The sequence below is a fragment of the Chitinophaga niastensis genome (assembly GCF_003014755.1).
GTDB lineage: Bacteria > Bacteroidota > Bacteroidia > Chitinophagales > Chitinophagaceae > Chitinophaga > Chitinophaga niastensis.
Genome location: NZ_PYAW01000003.1, coordinates 746383 through 764197, shown reverse-complemented (window position 1 = coordinate 764197; position 17815 = coordinate 746383). Strand labels below are relative to the sequence as shown.

The following is a 17815-nucleotide window of genomic DNA, read 5'->3' as shown; positions in this document are numbered from 1 at the left end:
TTTAGCCCCTAGCTATTAGCTTTTAGATGTGCTTTTTGAGTGGCCTGAAAGCTAATAGCTAACAACTAATAGCTAATAGCTGTTTTACCCCTTATTTATGAAGAAAATAAAAAGAGAAGCAACGATGAAACAAGTGTTGTGCAGTTTGTTGGTTTGTTTGTTAACAACAGGTTCGGTAATGCGTGCAAGCGCGCAAAGAGGAACTGATACCATCTTAACTACGAAAGGGGCTGTAACCCTTATTACTTCCGGATCTCCTATCAGTACCTTTCAGATCGGAGACGGGAAAAATACAGAATATGATTACCGCATTGTAGATGGTAACATGGTTTTTTTAAGACCTACGGTAGCAGCTCCCAGGCCTACTAACCTGATTGTTCGCGAAGGTGAAAGTATTCATTACATGATCATCGCTTACCAGGATAAGGCAGATCTGACCCGGCTGAAATATGCCTTGTCCGGCAAAAACGGAACCAGCGGAGTGGCAGTGGTGGCGCATGATGACAGTCAGGCTCCCCGTGCCGGTTCAGGGCAAAGAGATCTTATTAGCATCAGCAATTTACCTGAAAGCCCCAATCTGCTCAATATCGATACAGTAACAGTGTCAAAAATTGCGGAAGACTTTGGGAGTGACCGAAAAGTAAATCATCAGCATGAAGAAAAGATAGATGGAGTGAGTGTGGGATATGCACAGGCGATGACCCTGAGTGGTATGAACTACTTTTGTTATCGTATCAAAAATAAGAGCAAAGAGCCATTCAAAATAGTAAAAGCCAGCTTGCTGCATAAAGAAAGAAAGGATACGGCATCACTCTATTCCATGCCTATCCTGTATAAAAAAGGACCGACCACCATAGCGGCACATGAAGAGGCCTCTGAAGTATTTGTGGTGCCGTCCAAACAGTTTAAGAAAGAAGACGAAGTAATTATTGTTTTGCAAACAACAGAAGGTAAGCAACCGCTGGTATTATACTTGCCGGCGTCCGTTTTACCCAAGTACATGGTCACAAAATAATGATGAAACATTGGTGCTTAACAGGACTGCTGTTATTTTTGTTAACCCGCATCGGTATAGCGCAACAGATTGATTTCTGTGGAGAAGCTGTACCGATGGAGAGAGATTTTGTTTCCTATCGCCTGATGGATGTGATCAAACGGAATCTGCGCTATCAGGGTTATCTGCCAGCATTACGACTAAAAGCAGAACAATATTTTCCCATTATAGAACCTATCCTTCAACAGTACCAGGTGCCGCTGGATTTTAAGTACCTGCCTATTGTGGAAAGTGGTTTAAGTAATGCTACATCGCCGGTGGGTGCGCAGGGCGTATGGCAAATTATGCCCGGCACCGCCGCGGAGTTAGGGCTTACTGTCAGCGGAGGATATGATGAACGTAATCATCTCATCAAAGCTACGCATGCCGCATGTAAACTGATTCGCATGCTGCACGCACAACTCAACTCCTGGACACTGGCCGCCGCCGCTTACAACGCCGGTTCCGGCAATATATCCAAAAACATAAAGCGACAGGGCAGCAGCGACTACTACCAGCTGATGCTGAATAATGAAACCGCCCAGTATATTTACAAGATCATCGCAATTAAACAACTTTTTGAAAGTCCGGAGTTGTATATGCCGGGCTTTGGTTATAATGTATTCAGTAAAAGCAGTGTGAACGGATCTGTTTTTTCTACACCGCCACCTGCCGGTAAATTTGCCACCGATAAGGATTTTAACACTATCCGTATCACTGTTGGTAAACAACCGGTGCATAAGCAGGCATCAGTAATATACGCCGCGCGTTTACAAAATAATGCCGCTTTCCAGGATGGGCAGCTGGTAAATATTCAGTTGCTCGACGATCTGCAGGCTAACGGGGTGTATATCCGGAAAAACTCCAGTTTGTCCGGCAAAGGATGGGTGGTGAGTAACCGGGTATATGTAGATCTGGGCTTTGGTAACAGCATTGTGCTGTGTGCAGCTGACGGTAAAAAAGGAGTGCCGCTCGATCAGTTAAAGACCGGCGGCGATGTACAACTCCTCAGTGCGGCTGGTCACATAAGTGCCTCGTTTATAAATATGCGGTACGGAAATGTATTCGCTGATTTCTCACCCAGTTGCAACAATAATTCTTCTTTCAGATAAGTCAGGTGGGCCGCAGGATATTTGGCTACGGGTTGTACCAGTGTAATACGGATATCCAGTGTACGGTTGTAGCCGGCACCAGTGCCCGGTTGCATGGCCACACCTTTTATTACGCTCGCTGATTTCATCTCTTTACCAAAGATCGTACGGCATAATGCTTTCATATCTTCCGGCGTTACAATCCGGTTATGCGATAATAAATGGGAACGGTATAAATTTATTTTCTCGTCAATATTCAGCCTGTCTTTTCCACCTTGTGTATTGGTAAGCAGGGTAATGCTGTTGGGACGTGCGTTAATACTGCCATATTCCAGCAGTTTGCTGCCCATGCGGATATTATTGGCTATCGTGCCATTGGTAGAATAAAATTCTATGAAGATGTATTCTGCATTTTCCTTTGGCTTCACCATAACGTAAGGAATGTTGCCTTTGTTGGAGCTGGGTTGTAGCTGTTCTTCCAATGAGGCAATCAGCTGATGCAGCTCCCGCATACGATTGGTCACGTAATCATTTTTCACTTCTTCAAAGAGCGAGCTTTCATCGCGGATCACTTCCATCAGGTAGGCAATAATTTCCTTGGCTTCGCGGGAGTCAAAACGACCAATACCGCTACTGCGCACCACCAGCTCACCTTCCTGCATTTGTCCGGCAGTGGAAAAGTTGCGTACGTAGTAATCGGTGCCTTCCAGGTCATATACCCGTTTGACATCAAAAAAGATATCCGGTGTTTGCAGTGGAATGATGTTGAGATAACGATTCAGCTTCATCGACTGCTCATTATGTTTTTTGTTGATGACCGGAAAGCAGTTGATGCTGCAATACAGATCTTCCAGCAGCGTATGATGCAGGGCTTCAGGGAATTCTACCCGCAGCCATTGTACTTCTTTGCTCAACCGGGCACTTTCTACGCCAAATATTCGCGTAAGTTGATCCGGCAAACCGGCAGCAGCACGTGTATGCTTATCCGTTACTGTGAGGAAGTGGCGGCGGAAACGCTGTAATATATGCTGACTGTACCGGGTATTTGTATCTACAGCTACCTGTATCATGTTATCTACTTCTTCCTCCGCAGTACTGCGACTGTGGTGATATCCGCCTTTTACTGTCAGTTCTTTATCGTTGACAAACACACGTGCCAGCGGGAGATAGTGATAAAACATTTCCTGCTGGTGTACATTGCGCAGGTCAAAGAAAAACGACATGCCTTCAAAGGTATGTGGTACATCTTCCATGGATAAGCCTATCCATAAATGATTGGGGGGCATATCCGGCAATTGTTGTCCCTGCAGTATCTGTTCTTTGAACCAGTTGTCGCGGGTTTCATACACCTTGTTACCGATGGCCAGGTATTGTACCTGTCCGCGGAAAAGCCGGTGATTGGTTACCGGCGAAAAGAAGAGGTCACGGGTATTGTTACCTGTTTTGTTATGATGATAAAACTGGTGGTCGGTATGAATATCAGCAATGGGCTCCGTGGCAATGGCATGTAATATACCATAGGAGGGCTGGCTGCTGGTGATGGGTTCCGGCATCATGATCTGTGCTAATCGCTCTACGAGGCGCGCATGTGATACATCCACTTCACCGGAAATTTTTTCCAGTTCACTGGCACAGGCTTCCAGTAAGAGTTGCACTACCGGGTCAAAAGAGGTTTCCACTTCCGCATCAGGGTAGCCCCAGAGGCGTGCAGCGGTTTTTAACATCCGGTCTTTTATCCGTTCTTTTTTTTCTTTCATGACAGGTGGTTAATAAACAAGTGATCAATCATACGATAACGGGCTGATGTAGAAAAAGCTGCTGTACTGAAACGGGTTATTGTTTTTAGCTACAGTTCCCGTAACAGTTACGCGGATTTTCTTTTTCATCTTTCGTGCCGCTGTGTGCATCAGCTCTTCCTGGTTTACGGCTGCTGTTACCCGTATTTGTGATAGTCTTTTTTCGTATCGTATAATGGACGACTTCACTGCGTTTTCTATCTGTTCCTTTACTTCGTTATTAGATGCTTTGATATCAAAGTCGCTATCCCACCATTGGCAGCCGTATTGGGGATCATCTTTATTTTCTCCCAGCACGGTGGTAATGAGCAGGTGTATATGCTGTCCGATGGACTCTTCCAGGGGAATAGCCGGCATATCCTTTTTCTGCAGTAGTTGCGAAAAGTCTATGGGAAGTTTATAATATTTTCCTTTCATCTTATCTGCTTAAAATATACCTAATACTCTTTTGCGGTCGTATATGATACGGATCTCTGTTACACAGCCATTCTGATCTTTGATGAGGTTCACCTTTTCTATTTTGAATTTCTTCTTACCATAAATGCGGGAGCAGAAATGTGCAAAATTGTCAGAGTCGGTGTCATTCAGCAGCACCCTTGCACTCAGGTTGTTACAAAGATATTGGGAGAAGTCGGTGGCACTTTTTTGTTTAGTGGTCACCTGCGTCAGCATGAATTTGAATTCTTCATCCGCAATGGCAGGTACCTTTGGTTTCTCCGGCACTACAGGTTTTGGTGCTTCCGGTGGTGGCGGTGGCAGGAACACTTCCGGTTTGTTGTTCCCTGCAGGTGCAGCAGGGCGCGCCTGGAACACGGTTATATGTTTCAACACCATATGACTGCTATCGCCATTAATGATCAGCGATAAGGTTCTTTCACCGGGTGTAGAGAACGTATAGGTAACAGATGAATTGGAATGTGTTTCCGCATTATCCTGCAGCAGGTGCCAGCTCCATTTGCGGGCAGTAGCTGTTTTATTGCTGAAGGTAGCAGGTCTGCCTGCGAATACTTCTGTAGGACCATCAATGACAGGGAATACGTCCGTTTCCTGGCCTACCGGCGTAGTAATCATAGGCATTACAACGATTACTTCTTTATTCCATTTACACTTACCGGCAGTTAGGGTTACTACGTAACTACCTGCTTTATTGAAAGAATGATACACTTGCGGGCCGGTGGCTTTGGAAGTGGAATCATTGAATTCCCAGGTATAGTCTCTTCTTTTTTTATCTGAGCCTTCCGCGTTGAAGGTAATTACTTCGCCTACGACATATGCTTTACCGGTGTTGTGTTGTTTGTGGCTAAGAACAATATCTGTGTTGGTACAGTCTTCCCGGCCATCGAGCTGAAAGGCAAGGAGTACAATACTTACAAGAAACAAAGCCAGGAATGTCCAGAGCACCATGGGGTCAACATGACTGGCAATTTTTCCAAAGGGGCTGAATGATGTTACTTTACGCTCATTTTCGGGTTTACGGGGGGCCATCGGTTTTTCAGGTTTTTACAATTTTAATATTTTTTTAGATAAATTGCCAAAGTTAGTTGGGGAGAATTTTTTTTAGATCAAAATTTAAGCCACAATAATACATAATAATAAAAGCAAACCCCTATTTTTGCTGTCAACAGTTAGCCCAAAGAACCATAGATAAATGATAGTTATGCTAACAGTTTTTAGCTAATAGCTGAGCAGAAGAACCTAAATGATAACCTCATGGTAAACAACGCCCAAAAGGCTGCGGTACTCGAAGAAGTAATTGAGCATATCAACGCTTTGCCCTATGATGTAAGGGCAGAAGTGGTGGTGGGCGAATTACTGGATAACCATGTTCGGGAAGATGAAGTTGTGGCGCAGATGCGAAATGTGTTTACCCGTTCATTTACTACAGATATTATCAATGTAAAACTGGATGATAGTCAGCCTTATCAACCTTTTATATCCATGTCGCTTTCGCGCGACGGGATCTACGACAGGTTGCCGCAGGGATTATTTCATGAGTTTTCGCAAGAGCAGCAGTCCAGGCAAAGTGGTGTAGGGGGCATGGTGGCCCGTTATAAAAAGCAGCAGCAACAACAGCAGCAGGCCCGTAAGTTTTTTCAGCCGCTGGAAAACGAGTTTTTCCTACAACGGGTTTTCCTGGAACGACGTGAAAAACATTTGTTGTTTGATGTGTTCGGGAAAGATGCAGACCAGTTGTTCCACGAATTCTGGGAGCTGCCCAGGGGCCTTCCTGCCGCAGCGGCAAACAGGCTGGTGAAATTACTGCCTTATGCACATCGTATAGCCGGCAATATGTCACTGGTCAAATTATGCCTGGAGCTGGTACTGGAAGAAGATGTGGATATTGTGTGGAACCGGGAGCCGCAGGTAGTGAGGAGTAATAACAGTGTGCCACTGGGAGAATGTTTACTCGGAGTGGATGCCATGGTAGGAGAGCTGTTTTATACAGATATGCCCCGGGTAACAGTTACCATTGGTCCGCTTCAACGTCAACGGATATACGACTATTTGCCCTGGCAGCCCTATGGCCGGTTGCTGGAAACATGTTACGGATACTTTTTTCCCGCTGATGTGGAAATCAATACGGAACTGGAGCCTTCCCCGAAGGAGAAAAAAGTAGCCATTTCCGACAGGCAACCAGAACAAGGTATTATGGGATATAATTTTTTCCTCTAACCAGCTTGTTCCTGTTGATGTGGAATTATTTTTGCTAATATTGTTAACGCGCAAAAAAAACGCTATATGTTAAAACCCACACCCGAAAAACCTGACATACCGAAAGAACTATGAGATATACCGCTAAATTCTATATTATGCTGGCCGGCGTTATGGCCGTGGGCTCTATCATAGTGGCTTTGCTCAGCAGATACATTAAAAATTTCAGTCTTTATAAAAAGAAAGCGCTGTGGTATTTATTATGTATGACACTGATATTTGCCGTTATCAGCTCTGTCCCTTTCCTGTTTACACATCAGAACCTGATGAATCAATATCTTTTTTATGAAGTATGGTTTCTGGGGCTGGGTGTAGTTCACTGTCATTTTATGTATACCCGTTTCTGGGCCAATGAAACGACGATCATATCTGAACTGGCTTTTATAATAGCTATCTGGTTGTTTGGTGGCGTAGGCTTTGTGCTGGTGAATCGTTTTCTGGACAAGGATACTTTTCTCTATTATCCTATGCTGGCCAGTATGTTTTCTTTTGTGTTACCAACATTTGTTTATAAAACATTTGAGAAGATGATGGCCATCCCTGTGAAGGTGCATAAGTGGTGGCAATATCCGATGTATAAAGAAGTACCGGAAGTAAATGAAGATGAAATGAGAGACCTCATTGTGATAGGTCTTGAAATGGAGAAAGGACATCATGATAATAACCGTACTTACTTCAGGGCACGTACACCTATAAAAATGGACCTGGGCGATTTGTTTTACCACTTTATCAATGACTATAATGATCGCTACCCGAACACGCCTATTGATTTCGTAGATGGCAACGGACAACCGTATGGGTGGGTGTTTCATATGAAGCCCCGCTGGTTTGGTGCAGCAAAAACACTGGACCCCAATAAAGCAGTGTTTATGAATGGCATCAAAGAAAACAGTGTGATCATTTGTAACAGAATTATGTTATCCTAAAAGCAGCATTATGGCAGAGCCACTAAAACATTTCCCCGTCAACTGGGTAGATGGAATGAAGATAAAGAAGCAGCATTTTATCGATACAGAAAATGCCATGCTTGACCAGATCAGAGATGCCCTTTCCTGCGGACTGAATGCGCTCAACTATGGCTTATTACCTCCCAAAGCAGAAAATAAGGAATCGCTGCGTTGCTGGTTTATTAATGATAATCAGCAGCAATGGCGTATTAAGCTCACGGAATGCCGTGCTGTAACACCCGGAGGTGGCCGTATTGAGATTCCGGAACATACTGTTCATTCACTGAAATATGCCACCACTTTTCCGGAGGCTGTTTATACCTGGGACCCGCAGCATACCGAAAGCGCTTATTATGTGCTGATGCAGGTAAACCCCTTTAATCGTCAGCCGAGTGGGGAACCCTTGCTGGAAGAAGATCCGCCAAGACTACCATATGCCACCTCAGAATATAGTTTGTATGTAGCTCCTGCTTCACAGTTGCCGCAAGGACAATTGGGTAGCTATCAGATGGTACTGGCCAGGATAATAGTAGCAGACGGAAGACCACAGATGGATGATGATTATATTCCTCCCTGCAGTATAGTGAGCGCACATCCTTCGCTGATAGATCTGCATCATGAGCTGGATCAGTTTCTTGGACAAATGGAACTGTATGGTGTGCATATCATACAAAAGATCTATGGCAGAAACCAGAATAACGATCTCGCATTGGTAGTATTATATATCACTGAGAAAATGGTGCAGTTCCTGGGTACGCGTATCACGCAGTTCAGATGGCTCTCCCTGAATCAAACGCCTGCGCAGATGCTGGAAATTATTGCCGGCCTGGCGCGTACCATGAAAAACGCTATTGATCAACGTGCCGGTGCAGGTAAGGAAGAACTCCTTAATTACCTTTCTGAATGGTGTGAATTACGACAGGGTGAACTGGAGAACCTGATGATCAATTGCGCCAATATCCGGTATAAACACCTGGATGTACGCGAATGTCTGCAACCCATGATTCCTTTTGTACGCGCGGTAAACAAGCTGTTTGAAAGCCTCAGCAGACTGGATTATATTGGTCGCAAACAAGACGGTAACATCTTTGTGAAAGAAGAATCGCAGGAGGATTCTGAATACCTGCGCAAACATAAAACCAAGCGGTGGTTTTTTACCGATTAGTAATTTGTCTTCAGTAAAATAACGAACAAGACAACTTCAGTAATAAATTATTATAACCTTAAATTAATCCAGGGATATGCAAGTATTAAACAAGCAGGAGAGAACCTTTTCCTTTATGTGGTTCCTGTTATTTTTTATTATAACAGTAGCGCTGTTTGTATTAGCGGTATTTTTTAATTACCAGGTGCCTGCCAGAGAGAATGCTTCACTGCGAAAAGAGCTCAGTACATTCAGAGAAGAACAAGCCTTTCAGACAGAGTTTTTACAGAAGCTGGATAAGGTAAAACACAACCTCGATTCTATCAATATACCTGGTCAGAATGCCAGCTATATGGATCAGGTGATAGCCGCTTCCCTGGCTGATATGCGGAACTCTATCCCTAAAGAAGCAGTAACCCATTACGGACTGTATGACAATGTAGTACAGAACTGTTTATCTCTTCAGCAAACGAAACAACAGTTGCGTGAATTACAGAATGCGCAACAAAATATTGTGGGCTTAAAAGAACAGGTAATAAATCTGCAAAGTCAGCTGGAAAGTAAGAGCAGGGATCTTGATAATTGCAGACAAATGATGATACTAAATAATCGTACGCACTAACATATACGGCTATGTCATTTGTGTAAATATGCGAATAAAATTTATTTGTTAGGACTCTTGACAATTGAGATATTTCATCCTATATTTGAGGCTTATAACTAACTAAATAAATTTTAATTTTTTATTCTTAATTGTAACCTTAAAAATTAACCCGACATGTCCTTCAAAGCACATCTTGAATCAGGCGGTGAAACGTACAATGTATTGCACGTAGCCTACGATCTCAACCAGGAAACAGATGCTACCGGCCGCCCTTCTGCTATCACCCGTGGTGGTCGCATTAAACTGACCGTAGAATCTACTGGTAAAACTAATCTCTTTGAGTGGATGGTAAACAACTTTGAAAGAAAAGATGGTACCATTACTTTCTTCAAAAGAGACACAGATTCCAAACTGAAAACGTTGGATTTTAAAGAAGGTTATCTGGTTAAGTTTGAAGAGTCTTTTGACTACGAAAACAAAAATCCGATGGTCATTTCTTTCACCATCTCAGCCCGTGAAATTAGCATGGGTAACGCAAAACATGTTAATGAATGGGTGTAACAACTCCTGACATTATGCAGAAAGGGGCCTTCGCAAGAAAGCCCCTTTTTTTATTTGTTGTTATAGCCGGCCAGTCAGGCATCTATCCACTCACCGGGTGCCGGAATAATAGCCGTTAAATTTTGTGCAGCTACTGCTGCGGCCAATGCCTCACGTGTAAGATAACAATGATTAATAGCCTCCATATGCACCGCAATTACTTTGCTATGTGCAGGATGTTGTATGGTATTTATTACATCGGCTGCTGTCATAGTAATGGGATCTCCCTGTAGGAACTGCGCTGCGCCGGCATTTACTACCACGTAATCCGGTTGATGCAAATCCATCGCAGTGGTTACTTCTTCACACCAGATGGTATCTCCCGCGATGTATAAAGTAACCTGCTCATCTTTCATAACAAAACCAGATACCGGTGCCATCTTTTTTCCAATTTCTCCCGTTCCGTGCTGCCCCCCGGTACGTGTTATCCGGATGTTGTTCCAGGTAGCAGCTGTTACTATCGGAATTACCTGTGTAAAACCCTGTGCTGTTATTATTTCAACATCTTCAGGCTGGCAGAACAGTGGAAGATCCTTTGGTAATAAAGTTTGTGCAGCCACATCCCAGTGGTCACGATGTGTATGTGTAACGATGATGGCATCCAGGGAAGCCAGCATGCTGTTGAGTGCTTCCTCATTAATGGGCAGATCCGTGGTTGGATTACGGATGCTGTTAGCTGCATTGGCAACGGGGTCCATGCTGCTTTTTGCACCGAGCATAGGATCAACTAATATTTTCTTATTATTCCATTCTAATAGCAATGTGGCATTGCGTAAAAATTGTATGCGCATGATTCAGTTTTTGAAGAATGGAACAAAGTTATCTGTTCTTAGCTTATTGTATTGCCCACCATATCCACAAAATATACACCGGCTGAAACAATAATCTGCTCCAGGTATACCAGGGTTTGGCGGGCAGGCCACCTGGCGGTGGTAATTGTTTTACAGCTACCCTGATATTGGCCGGAAAAAGGGCGATCAATAAAATAATTAATCCCCATCCTGCATGGTGCTTTGTGAGAGGGAACAGTAAACCAGCTCCCAGTAACAGTTCCAGTACACCTGTAAATATTACCAACGCATTGGGCGCAGGCAACATGCCTTCAATCATGTAAGTAAGTTTGCGGGGTTTGGCGATGTGGAAAAATCCAATAAGGAGGAACATAACGGCAGCGGATATACGTGCATCATTTTGTAGCAACTGCAGTGTGGGAATGTGAAAAATATAACCAATAGCCAGTAACAACAATCCGATGCTGCATAAGCCTGAGAAGAACGCCATAGTATATGTTTTTAGTGATGCAAATGTCGGCATCTTATATTGCGCTACGATTAACAAATGTTAGTTAATCTGCAGTTCTCATATTTTTCCGGATGCGGCTCAGGCTCTCAGGTTCAATACCCAGGTAAGAAGCAATTTGTTTTACGGGGATATGTTGTACTACTTCCGGATATTCCTGCAAGAGCTGGGCGTATCGCTCCTGTGCGGTGAGTTGCAGAAAAGATAATTCACGGTGGTATTTCCGGAGATATTGTTGCTCTGCAAACATTCTACCTATCTTTTCTGATTGATGAGAGGAAGCGTATAGCTGTTGCAGCTCCTGATGATAAAAAGCATAACCGGTAACGGCATTAATGGCTTGTAAATTCATTACGGCCGGTTTTTGCGTAATGAAAGAGGCATAGGAAGAGGAGAACATACCCGGAAAGGCAAAATCCATACTGATTTCTTTTCCCTGGTGGATGGTATACACTCTTACTATGCCTGCTGTAATAAAGTAAATGGCGTTGGATACTTTGCCGGCTTCAGAGAGATAATCTCCTGCCTTAAAAGTAACCGGACGCAGTATATTTTCAAACTGCTCCCAGTGTTGTATCGGCTCCTGTAGTAGTGTTTCGAGCTGCTGCTTTATGGTGTGCAGATCCGGCATTTATGTTTTGCGCAGTTTAATGGATTGCACAAAATGATGATGCCCTTTTTCCAGGATCAGACCGGCGCGATAACGGGTGGGTGCTATATTTTGTTCCAGGTTAGGTTTGTTGATATCGTCCCAGATCTGTGTCGCTAATTCCACTGTAGCGGTATCCGAGAGGTGCGCATAGCGGTGAAAGAAGGAGTCCGGGTTCTGAAAAGCAGTTTTGCGCAATGATTCGAAACGTGCGATATACCATTTGCGGATATCTTTTTCTGCTGCATCCACATAAATGGAGAAGTCAAAAAAGTCAGATACGAAAACAGCCGGATCTTTTTGTTGTTGCCTCGGACGTACCTGCAATACATTCACGCCCTCTACAATCACAATATCAGGCTGTTCTATCCATTGTAGCTGCCCTGGTAATACATCGTACTCAAGATGTGAATATAAGGGCGCTGCAACCCGCTCTTTGCCCGATTTTACATCTGCCAGAAAATGGATCAGCCGTTTGATATCATAACTTTCTGGAAAACCCTTGCGGTTCATGATATTATTGGCATCCAGTACTTTGTTGGGATAGAGAAATCCGTCTGTCGTTACCAGATCCACCCTCGGGTGATTATTCCATGCCTGCAGGAGCTTTTGTAATACCCTGGCAGTAGTGCTTTTGCCCACCGCCACACTACCCGCAATGCCAATGATATAGGGCACTTTATGTACCCGGCTGCTGAGGAAATTGCTGGTGGCGGTATGTAGCTGTTGCGAAGCAGTTACATACAGGTTCAGCAGATGTGCCAGCGGCAGATATACCTGCGTGATTTCTTCCTGTGTTAATGGTTCGTTCATGCCATGCAATGCCTCCAGGTCATAATCCTGCAGCTGTAACATAGCATCACCGCTTCTTTCTGCCCATTCTTTACGGGAGAAATTGATATAGGGAGTGTAGCGGTCTCGTTTCAATGAGGTGGTCATCGTTTGAATTTAGCTTTTTCTCAGGTCGATGTTCAGATATCTGATGTACACAAAGATTGGAACATAAATATCAAAATGAGAAATTTTTATTGTTGTATATAAACTGTCTTTACATTCAGGAATTCGTGTGTGCCTTCCAGTGATAGTTCGCGGCCGTAACCGGATTGTTTCACACCACCAAAGGGCAAACGGGCATCAGAGCGCACCATGGCATTAATGAATACGTTACCGCTTTCAATCCGGGTAGCCAGCCGTGCTGCTTTATCCAGGTCGCTGGTCCAGAGTGCGGAACCCAGGCCAAAGTCTGTTTCGTTGGCCAGTGCGATGGCCTCTTCTTCATTGGCGGCTTCAATGATCACTGCCAGCGGACCAAAAGTTTCTTCTTTAAAAGCTGTCATATTATTTGTTACCCCGGTGAGCAGAGTAGGCGCAAAGTTACAGCCTTCATACGTGCCACCCAACTCCAGTATGGCGCCCTCCCTGATAGTGTCCTGTAGCTGTTTGGCTAATGCTGCTGCGAGGTCAGGACGCGCCATGGGCCCCATGTTGGTCGTCTCCAATGTAGGATCACCCTGTTGAAGGGTTTGCAGGATACGCTTTACCTCTGCTGTAAAGGCGGGTACTACTTCTTTTTCCACAATCCAGCGTTTGGCTGCAATGCACGACTGTCCGGCGTTTTGCATGCGTCCTTGCACTGCTGTTTTGGCGGCGGCTTCCAGGTCCGCATCTTTTAAAACGATGAAAGGATCGCTGCCACCCAGTTCCAGCACCGTTTTTTTGATGTACTTCCCTGCAAGTGCAGCTACACTTTTACCTGCCGGTGTGCTGCCGGTAAGCGTAACGCCTTGTACACGTGGGTCTGCAATGATTGGTTCGATATTTTTGGAAGATACCAGCACCGACTGAAAAGTGCCTGCCGGAAAGCCGGCATCAGCGAAAACCTTTTCTATGGCTAATGCGCAGCCACTTACATTACTGGCATGTTTCAAAAGACCAGTATTGCCGGCGAGTATATTTGGAATGGCAAAGCGGAAAACCTGCCAGTACGGGAAGTTCCAGGGCATAATAGCCAGGATGATACCTTTGGGCTCATAAGATACATAGCTCTTGTAGGCATCGGAGATAATGGGCTTGGGTTCCAGCATAGCAGTAATATTTTCTGCATAATATTCTGCTGATGTGGCACATTTCAATACTTCTGCTTTCGCTTCTTTCAGTGTTTTTCCCATTTCCCTGGTGATCAGGGCAGCATGTTCCGTTACATTGTCTTTCAGCAATTTTGCTACCTGCATCATCCACTGCCGGCGTTGCTCCAATGATACCTGTAACAGCTGCCGGAAAGCCTTGTCACCCTGCTGTAATTTTTGTTCTATTTCCTGCTCCGTGTGTGCTGCATATGCTGCAATGGTTTCCTGTGTAAACGGATTAATGCTTGTAAACATACTTTTAGCTTTTAGCAGTTAGCTTTTAGTAGCTACTATTACAAATTTACCTTTTTCCGCTAAAAGCTAACTGCTAAAAGCTAAAGGCTAACTGCTTTATGTATCTTTGCCTCGCAAATAATAGCACGATTATATGGTTCTTAGCAGATGGAATATTATGGTCATGGCCCTTTGTACAGGGTTGATTGTAGCAAATATATATTACAGTCAGCCTTTGCTGGCACTGATGGGAAAGGAATTTGGCGTATCCGACGCCAGCGCAGGACAGGTAACTTTTTTCACGCAGGTGGGTTATGCCCTGGGATTATTATTTTGTGTACCACTGGGCGATAAACTGGAGCGTAAAGGGCAGATCGTCGTTATGACGCTCACGGCGGTATTGGCGCTGATAGCAGCAGCGATGTCTGTGAACATTACGATGCTCAAGATCACTGGTTTACTTATCGGTTTTACTTCTGTAGTACCACAACTGATTTTACCACTGGCGGCTAATCTTTCAGATCCTGCCAGTCGTGGCAGAGTGATTGGTACCATTATGAGCGGCCTGCTGGTAGGTATATTATTATCCCGCACACTCAGCGGCATCATTGGCCACCACTTTGGCTGGCGCGGGATGTTCTGGATAGCAGCAGGAATCAGTACGTTACTGGCAGTGATTATGATTTTATCTTTCCCTAAAAGCAAACCTAAATTCAGTGGTACTTACGGTGATCTGATGAAGTCGTTGTTAACGCTGATCAAAGAACAACCTATGCTGCGTGAGGCATCTGCTATCAATGCATGCTGCTTTGCTATGTTTGGCATGTTCTGGACAACAGTCGTATTTTTATTAAATGATGCGCCGTTTAATTATACAAGTGAACAAATAGGTTTCATGGGACTGGCAGCCGCTGCCGGCGCTTTGGGGGCACCATTGATAGGACGTATCGCTGATAAAAAAAATCCGCGTATAGCCATTGGGTATGGTATTATCTGTTTATTTATTGGTTATTTTCTTTTCTATATATTCCAGGCAAATGTGATCGGTATTATTATCGGCATTATCGCTATAGATCTTGGTTTACAAGGAATTCACGTATCCAATCAAACACGTATTTACGCTTTGTTACCAGAAGCGCGTAATCGTTTGAATACCGTGTTCATGACCTTTAGCTTTATCGGTACTTCGCTGGGCTCCGGTATTGGGCTGTGGGTGTGGTCTGTAGCAAAATGGAATGGCGTATGTATTGCGGGCACCGCTTTAATTACACTGGCGTTTATAATTTATCTGACAACATATAAAAAAGAGAAGTAGTGTGGAAGGCTTTCGGCCTTTGTCTTTTCTTTAGCAGGATTAGACTGATTTAGATGATTACCCTGATTTTATTTCTTGTTAATCAATATTTTTACTGATTTTCTAAAAGCATATTATAAAATAGTATAATCATCTTTTAAAGAAAATAAAATCAGAAAAATCATCTAAATCAGTCTAATCCTGCTAAAGAAAAGATAAAGGCCGAAGGCCTTCTAACGTTTATTCCTGTTTAGTGTTACCATCACCACCAGGAGGTATCCCATCATACAAAATAAGGCTACTTTATACGCCATATAGAAGTTGCCGGTAGTACGGGCGAGGTACAGAAAAACTCCCCCCAGCATACTTACTCCCAACGCAGAAGCAAACTGCTGAATGGTAGAGTACACACCACTTGCGGCACCTGCTTTAGCAGGAGGTACATCCCACATGGCTACTTTTAAAAGTGAGGGCATGACTATTCCGGAGCCTGTACCGTAAAGGATCAAAGCAGGCAGAATAGCATAAGGACTTAATTCGGTACCACGAAACAATATTAATTGCATTATGAAAGAAGTCATTTGCAGGGCAATGGCCACCTGTAATAAGCGGTTGCCATAACACGCTGCATTTTTAATGGACCATAAAGAGGCCAGCAGAAAGGGAATGGTTTGCATCACAAAATAATTTCCTGCTGTAAACGGCGACATATGAAAACCATTTTGAAAGAAGATAGATACCGCAAAAATGTAGGCTGTATTTACACCAAAAAAGAATAGCACACTGATGATACCGGTGTTAAAACTTTTTATGCGGAAGAGGTCCAGCGGTACCAACGGATCGCGTTGCTGATCTCTTAGTTTTTTCTGATACCATACAAAAATTATCAACAACAGTATTGCTGCTATCAGCATGCCGATGGTCCATGCAGGCCAACCCAGCTCTGTGCCTTGTATGATAGGATAGATGAGAAGCGTTAGCGCCAGTGTCAGTAATATAATACCCGGTACATCAAAGCGGGTGGATTTATTTTGTTGTGATTCCTGTACAAAAAAGTAAGCGAGCGTAATGGCAATCAGCCCTACTGGTAAGTTTACGAGGAAGATCAACCGCCAGCTGTCGGCAATCAGGTGAGAAGTTACAAAGTAGCCACCCAGGAATTGTCCCAATGTGGCGCCGGTGCCTAATGCCATGCCATATAAGCCATAGGCTTTATCTCTGTCTTCCGGTGTCTGAAAATTCAGTTGGATCAGTGTAATGGTTTGCGGCACCGTAAAAGCAGCTGAAATTCCCTGCAGGAATCTTGATATAATCAGCATCTCCATAGAATTGGAAAATCCGCACAGTGCAGAAGTGATGGTAAATGCGGCCAGACCAATGATGAATACTTTTTTCTTTCCTAAGTAATCACCTGCGCGACTGCCGGTGATGAGGAACACAGCGTATCCCAATAGATAGGAGGCTATTACCAGTTCCAGTGCTGCATCTGAGCTATGAAAGTATGCTTTGATAGCCGGTGTGCTGATGTTTACAATAAATACATCAATGACCGTTATTAATGGTGCCAGCAGGATAACTGCCAGTGATAGCCATGGATTAATGGTGGTTGGCTGAATATATACAGACTGGTCTGTTTTCATTCGGATAAATTTTTTTATGGAGATAAAATAAGCGTCTTGATTATAAAGTGGCGATGAGTTTCCGGACTACTTTTTTGGTGTCTTCCATAGGTTTAACGGATCGCTGTATATAGCCCTGGAGGCCGGCTCCTTCGTATAAGTTTAATAGCATGTCGGTCATCTCCCTTAATTCTCCTTTCGGAAAAGAATGTTTGATAACGAGCAGTTGTTCTTCTATAAAAGTTTTGAGTCCTTGTGTATGTGCATGTACCTGTGCGGTGGCTTCCTGGTTCAGTCCTGGTAATTCGTAGGCAATGCGAATAAATGCACAGCCTTTGAAGTTGCTGGTTTCCATACGTTCCAGGCGGCATTCAAACAGGCCCATGAGCTTTTGTTTTCCAGGATGCATCTTAGCGGTGAACTGTAGCAGGTGTTCATAATTATTCAGCCGGGTTATCAGCAGGTATTCATTCAGCAATGCTTCTTTCGATGGGAAGTGTTGATAGAGGCTGGCTTTGGCAATGCCGGCTTCTTCAATGATCTGGTTAATACCAGTGGCCTGATAACCTTGTTTGTAAAACAGGTCACAGGCTGTACTGATAATTCTTTCTTTGGCGCCCTGTTCTTTCATGATACAATATTAGACTTTATTTTTAAAACAGACAAG

General features: G+C 43.9%; 18 protein-coding genes. 8 read left to right on the top strand and 10 right to left on the bottom strand.

Annotation, left to right across the window (positions count from 1 at the left end):
* The first annotated feature begins 97 nt into the window (after nucleotides 1-97).
* Complete coding sequence (locus CLV51_RS17785; RefSeq protein ID WP_146151308.1) at nucleotides 98-1015, top strand: hypothetical protein; 918 nt, start codon at nucleotides 98-100, stop codon at nucleotides 1013-1015.
* The gene (locus CLV51_RS17780) at nucleotides 1015-2145 is read left to right on the top strand and encodes a transglycosylase SLT domain-containing protein (protein WP_106529397.1); all 1131 of its coding nucleotides are present in this window, start codon (nucleotides 1015-1017) and stop codon (nucleotides 2143-2145) included. The genes CLV51_RS17785 and CLV51_RS17780 overlap by 1 nt, the downstream gene beginning before the upstream one ends.
* Here CLV51_RS17780 and CLV51_RS17775 read toward each other — a convergent pair.
* The 3 genes from CLV51_RS17775 to CLV51_RS17765 are packed head-to-tail and all read right to left on the bottom strand — an operon-like array spanning nucleotide 2055 to nucleotide 5405.
* Complete coding sequence (locus tag CLV51_RS17775) at nucleotides 2055-3881, bottom strand: type VI secretion system baseplate subunit TssF (protein WP_106529396.1); 1827 nt, start codon at nucleotides 3879-3881, stop codon at nucleotides 2055-2057. The genes CLV51_RS17780 and CLV51_RS17775 overlap by 91 nt on opposite strands.
* Nucleotides 3882-3905: 24 nt before the next feature.
* The gene (locus CLV51_RS17770) at nucleotides 3906-4337 is read right to left on the bottom strand and encodes a GPW/gp25 family protein (RefSeq protein ID WP_106529395.1); all 432 of its coding nucleotides are present in this window, start codon (nucleotides 4335-4337) and stop codon (nucleotides 3906-3908) included.
* A gap of 9 nt (nucleotides 4338-4346) precedes the next feature.
* Nucleotides 4347-5405, bottom strand: coding sequence for a PKD domain-containing protein (locus tag CLV51_RS17765; protein WP_106529394.1), 1059 nt, complete (start codon nucleotides 5403-5405; stop codon nucleotides 4347-4349).
* Between the two features lie 225 nt (nucleotides 5406-5630).
* On the opposite strand from CLV51_RS17765, the gene CLV51_RS17760 reads away from it, so the two are divergent.
* The 5 genes from CLV51_RS17760 to tssD all read left to right on the top strand — a co-directional run bounded on the left by CLV51_RS17760 (nucleotide 5631) and on the right by tssD (nucleotide 9888).
* Nucleotides 5631-6593: a type VI secretion system baseplate subunit TssG gene (locus CLV51_RS17760; protein WP_106529393.1), complete on the top strand. Its 963-nt coding sequence runs from the start codon at nucleotides 5631-5633 to the stop codon at nucleotides 6591-6593.
* Between the two features lie 110 nt (nucleotides 6594-6703).
* A complete protein-coding gene (locus CLV51_RS17755) occupies nucleotides 6704-7558 on the top strand; it encodes a TssN family type VI secretion system protein (RefSeq protein ID WP_106529392.1) in 855 nt (284 codons plus the stop codon).
* Between the two features lie 10 nt (nucleotides 7559-7568).
* Nucleotides 7569-8744: a hypothetical protein gene (locus CLV51_RS17750; RefSeq protein ID WP_106529391.1), complete on the top strand. Its 1176-nt coding sequence runs from the start codon at nucleotides 7569-7571 to the stop codon at nucleotides 8742-8744.
* 76 nt (nucleotides 8745-8820) lie between these two features.
* Nucleotides 8821-9345: a type VI secretion system TssO gene (gene tssO / locus CLV51_RS17745; RefSeq protein ID WP_106529390.1), complete on the top strand. Its 525-nt coding sequence runs from the start codon at nucleotides 8821-8823 to the stop codon at nucleotides 9343-9345.
* A gap of 156 nt (nucleotides 9346-9501) precedes the next feature.
* A complete protein-coding gene (tssD, locus tag CLV51_RS17740) occupies nucleotides 9502-9888 on the top strand; it encodes a type VI secretion system tube protein TssD (protein WP_106529389.1) in 387 nt (128 codons plus the stop codon).
* A 74-nt stretch (nucleotides 9889-9962) separates the two neighbouring features.
* Here tssD and CLV51_RS17735 read toward each other — a convergent pair whose 3' ends face one another.
* The 5 genes from CLV51_RS17735 to CLV51_RS17715 form a co-directional block, all read right to left on the bottom strand.
* Entirely contained in the window at nucleotides 9963-10718 is a 756-nt protein-coding gene (locus tag CLV51_RS17735) for an MBL fold metallo-hydrolase (protein ID WP_106529388.1), read from the bottom strand.
* Nucleotides 10719-10761: 43 nt separating this feature from the next.
* Nucleotides 10762-11208 carry a DoxX family protein gene (locus CLV51_RS17730; RefSeq protein ID WP_106529387.1) on the bottom strand — a complete coding sequence of 149 codons (447 nt, stop codon included), beginning with the start codon at nucleotides 11206-11208 and terminating at the stop codon, nucleotides 10762-10764.
* A gap of 64 nt (nucleotides 11209-11272) precedes the next feature.
* Nucleotides 11273-11857 (bottom strand): Crp/Fnr family transcriptional regulator, encoded by a 585-nt coding sequence (locus CLV51_RS17725; protein WP_106529386.1) that lies wholly within the window; start codon nucleotides 11855-11857, stop codon nucleotides 11273-11275.
* On the bottom strand, nucleotides 11858-12814 hold the full coding sequence (gene coaA, locus CLV51_RS17720; protein WP_106529385.1) for a type I pantothenate kinase: 957 nt from the start codon (nucleotides 12812-12814) through the stop codon (nucleotides 11858-11860). It lies immediately after the preceding gene.
* A gap of 86 nt (nucleotides 12815-12900) precedes the next feature.
* Entirely contained in the window at nucleotides 12901-14256 is a 1356-nt protein-coding gene (locus tag CLV51_RS17715; protein ID WP_106529384.1) for an NAD-dependent succinate-semialdehyde dehydrogenase, read from the bottom strand.
* Nucleotides 14257-14389: 133 nt separating this feature from the next.
* Between CLV51_RS17715 and CLV51_RS17710 the strand changes: the two genes are divergently transcribed.
* Nucleotides 14390-15550, top strand: a complete 1161-nt coding sequence (locus CLV51_RS17710; RefSeq protein ID WP_106529383.1) for an MFS transporter — start codon at nucleotides 14390-14392, stop codon at nucleotides 15548-15550.
* A 212-nt stretch (nucleotides 15551-15762) separates the two neighbouring features.
* On the opposite strand, the gene CLV51_RS17705 is transcribed toward CLV51_RS17710, so the two are convergent.
* Both CLV51_RS17705 and CLV51_RS17700 read right to left on the bottom strand, forming a co-directional pair.
* On the bottom strand, nucleotides 15763-17169 hold the full coding sequence (locus CLV51_RS17705; protein ID WP_106529382.1) for an MFS transporter: 1407 nt from the start codon (nucleotides 17167-17169) through the stop codon (nucleotides 15763-15765).
* Nucleotides 17170-17209: 40 nt separating this feature from the next.
* Nucleotides 17210-17779, bottom strand: a complete 570-nt coding sequence (locus CLV51_RS17700) for a TetR/AcrR family transcriptional regulator (RefSeq protein WP_106529381.1) — start codon at nucleotides 17777-17779, stop codon at nucleotides 17210-17212.
* Nucleotides 17780-17815: the final 36 nt, after the last annotated feature.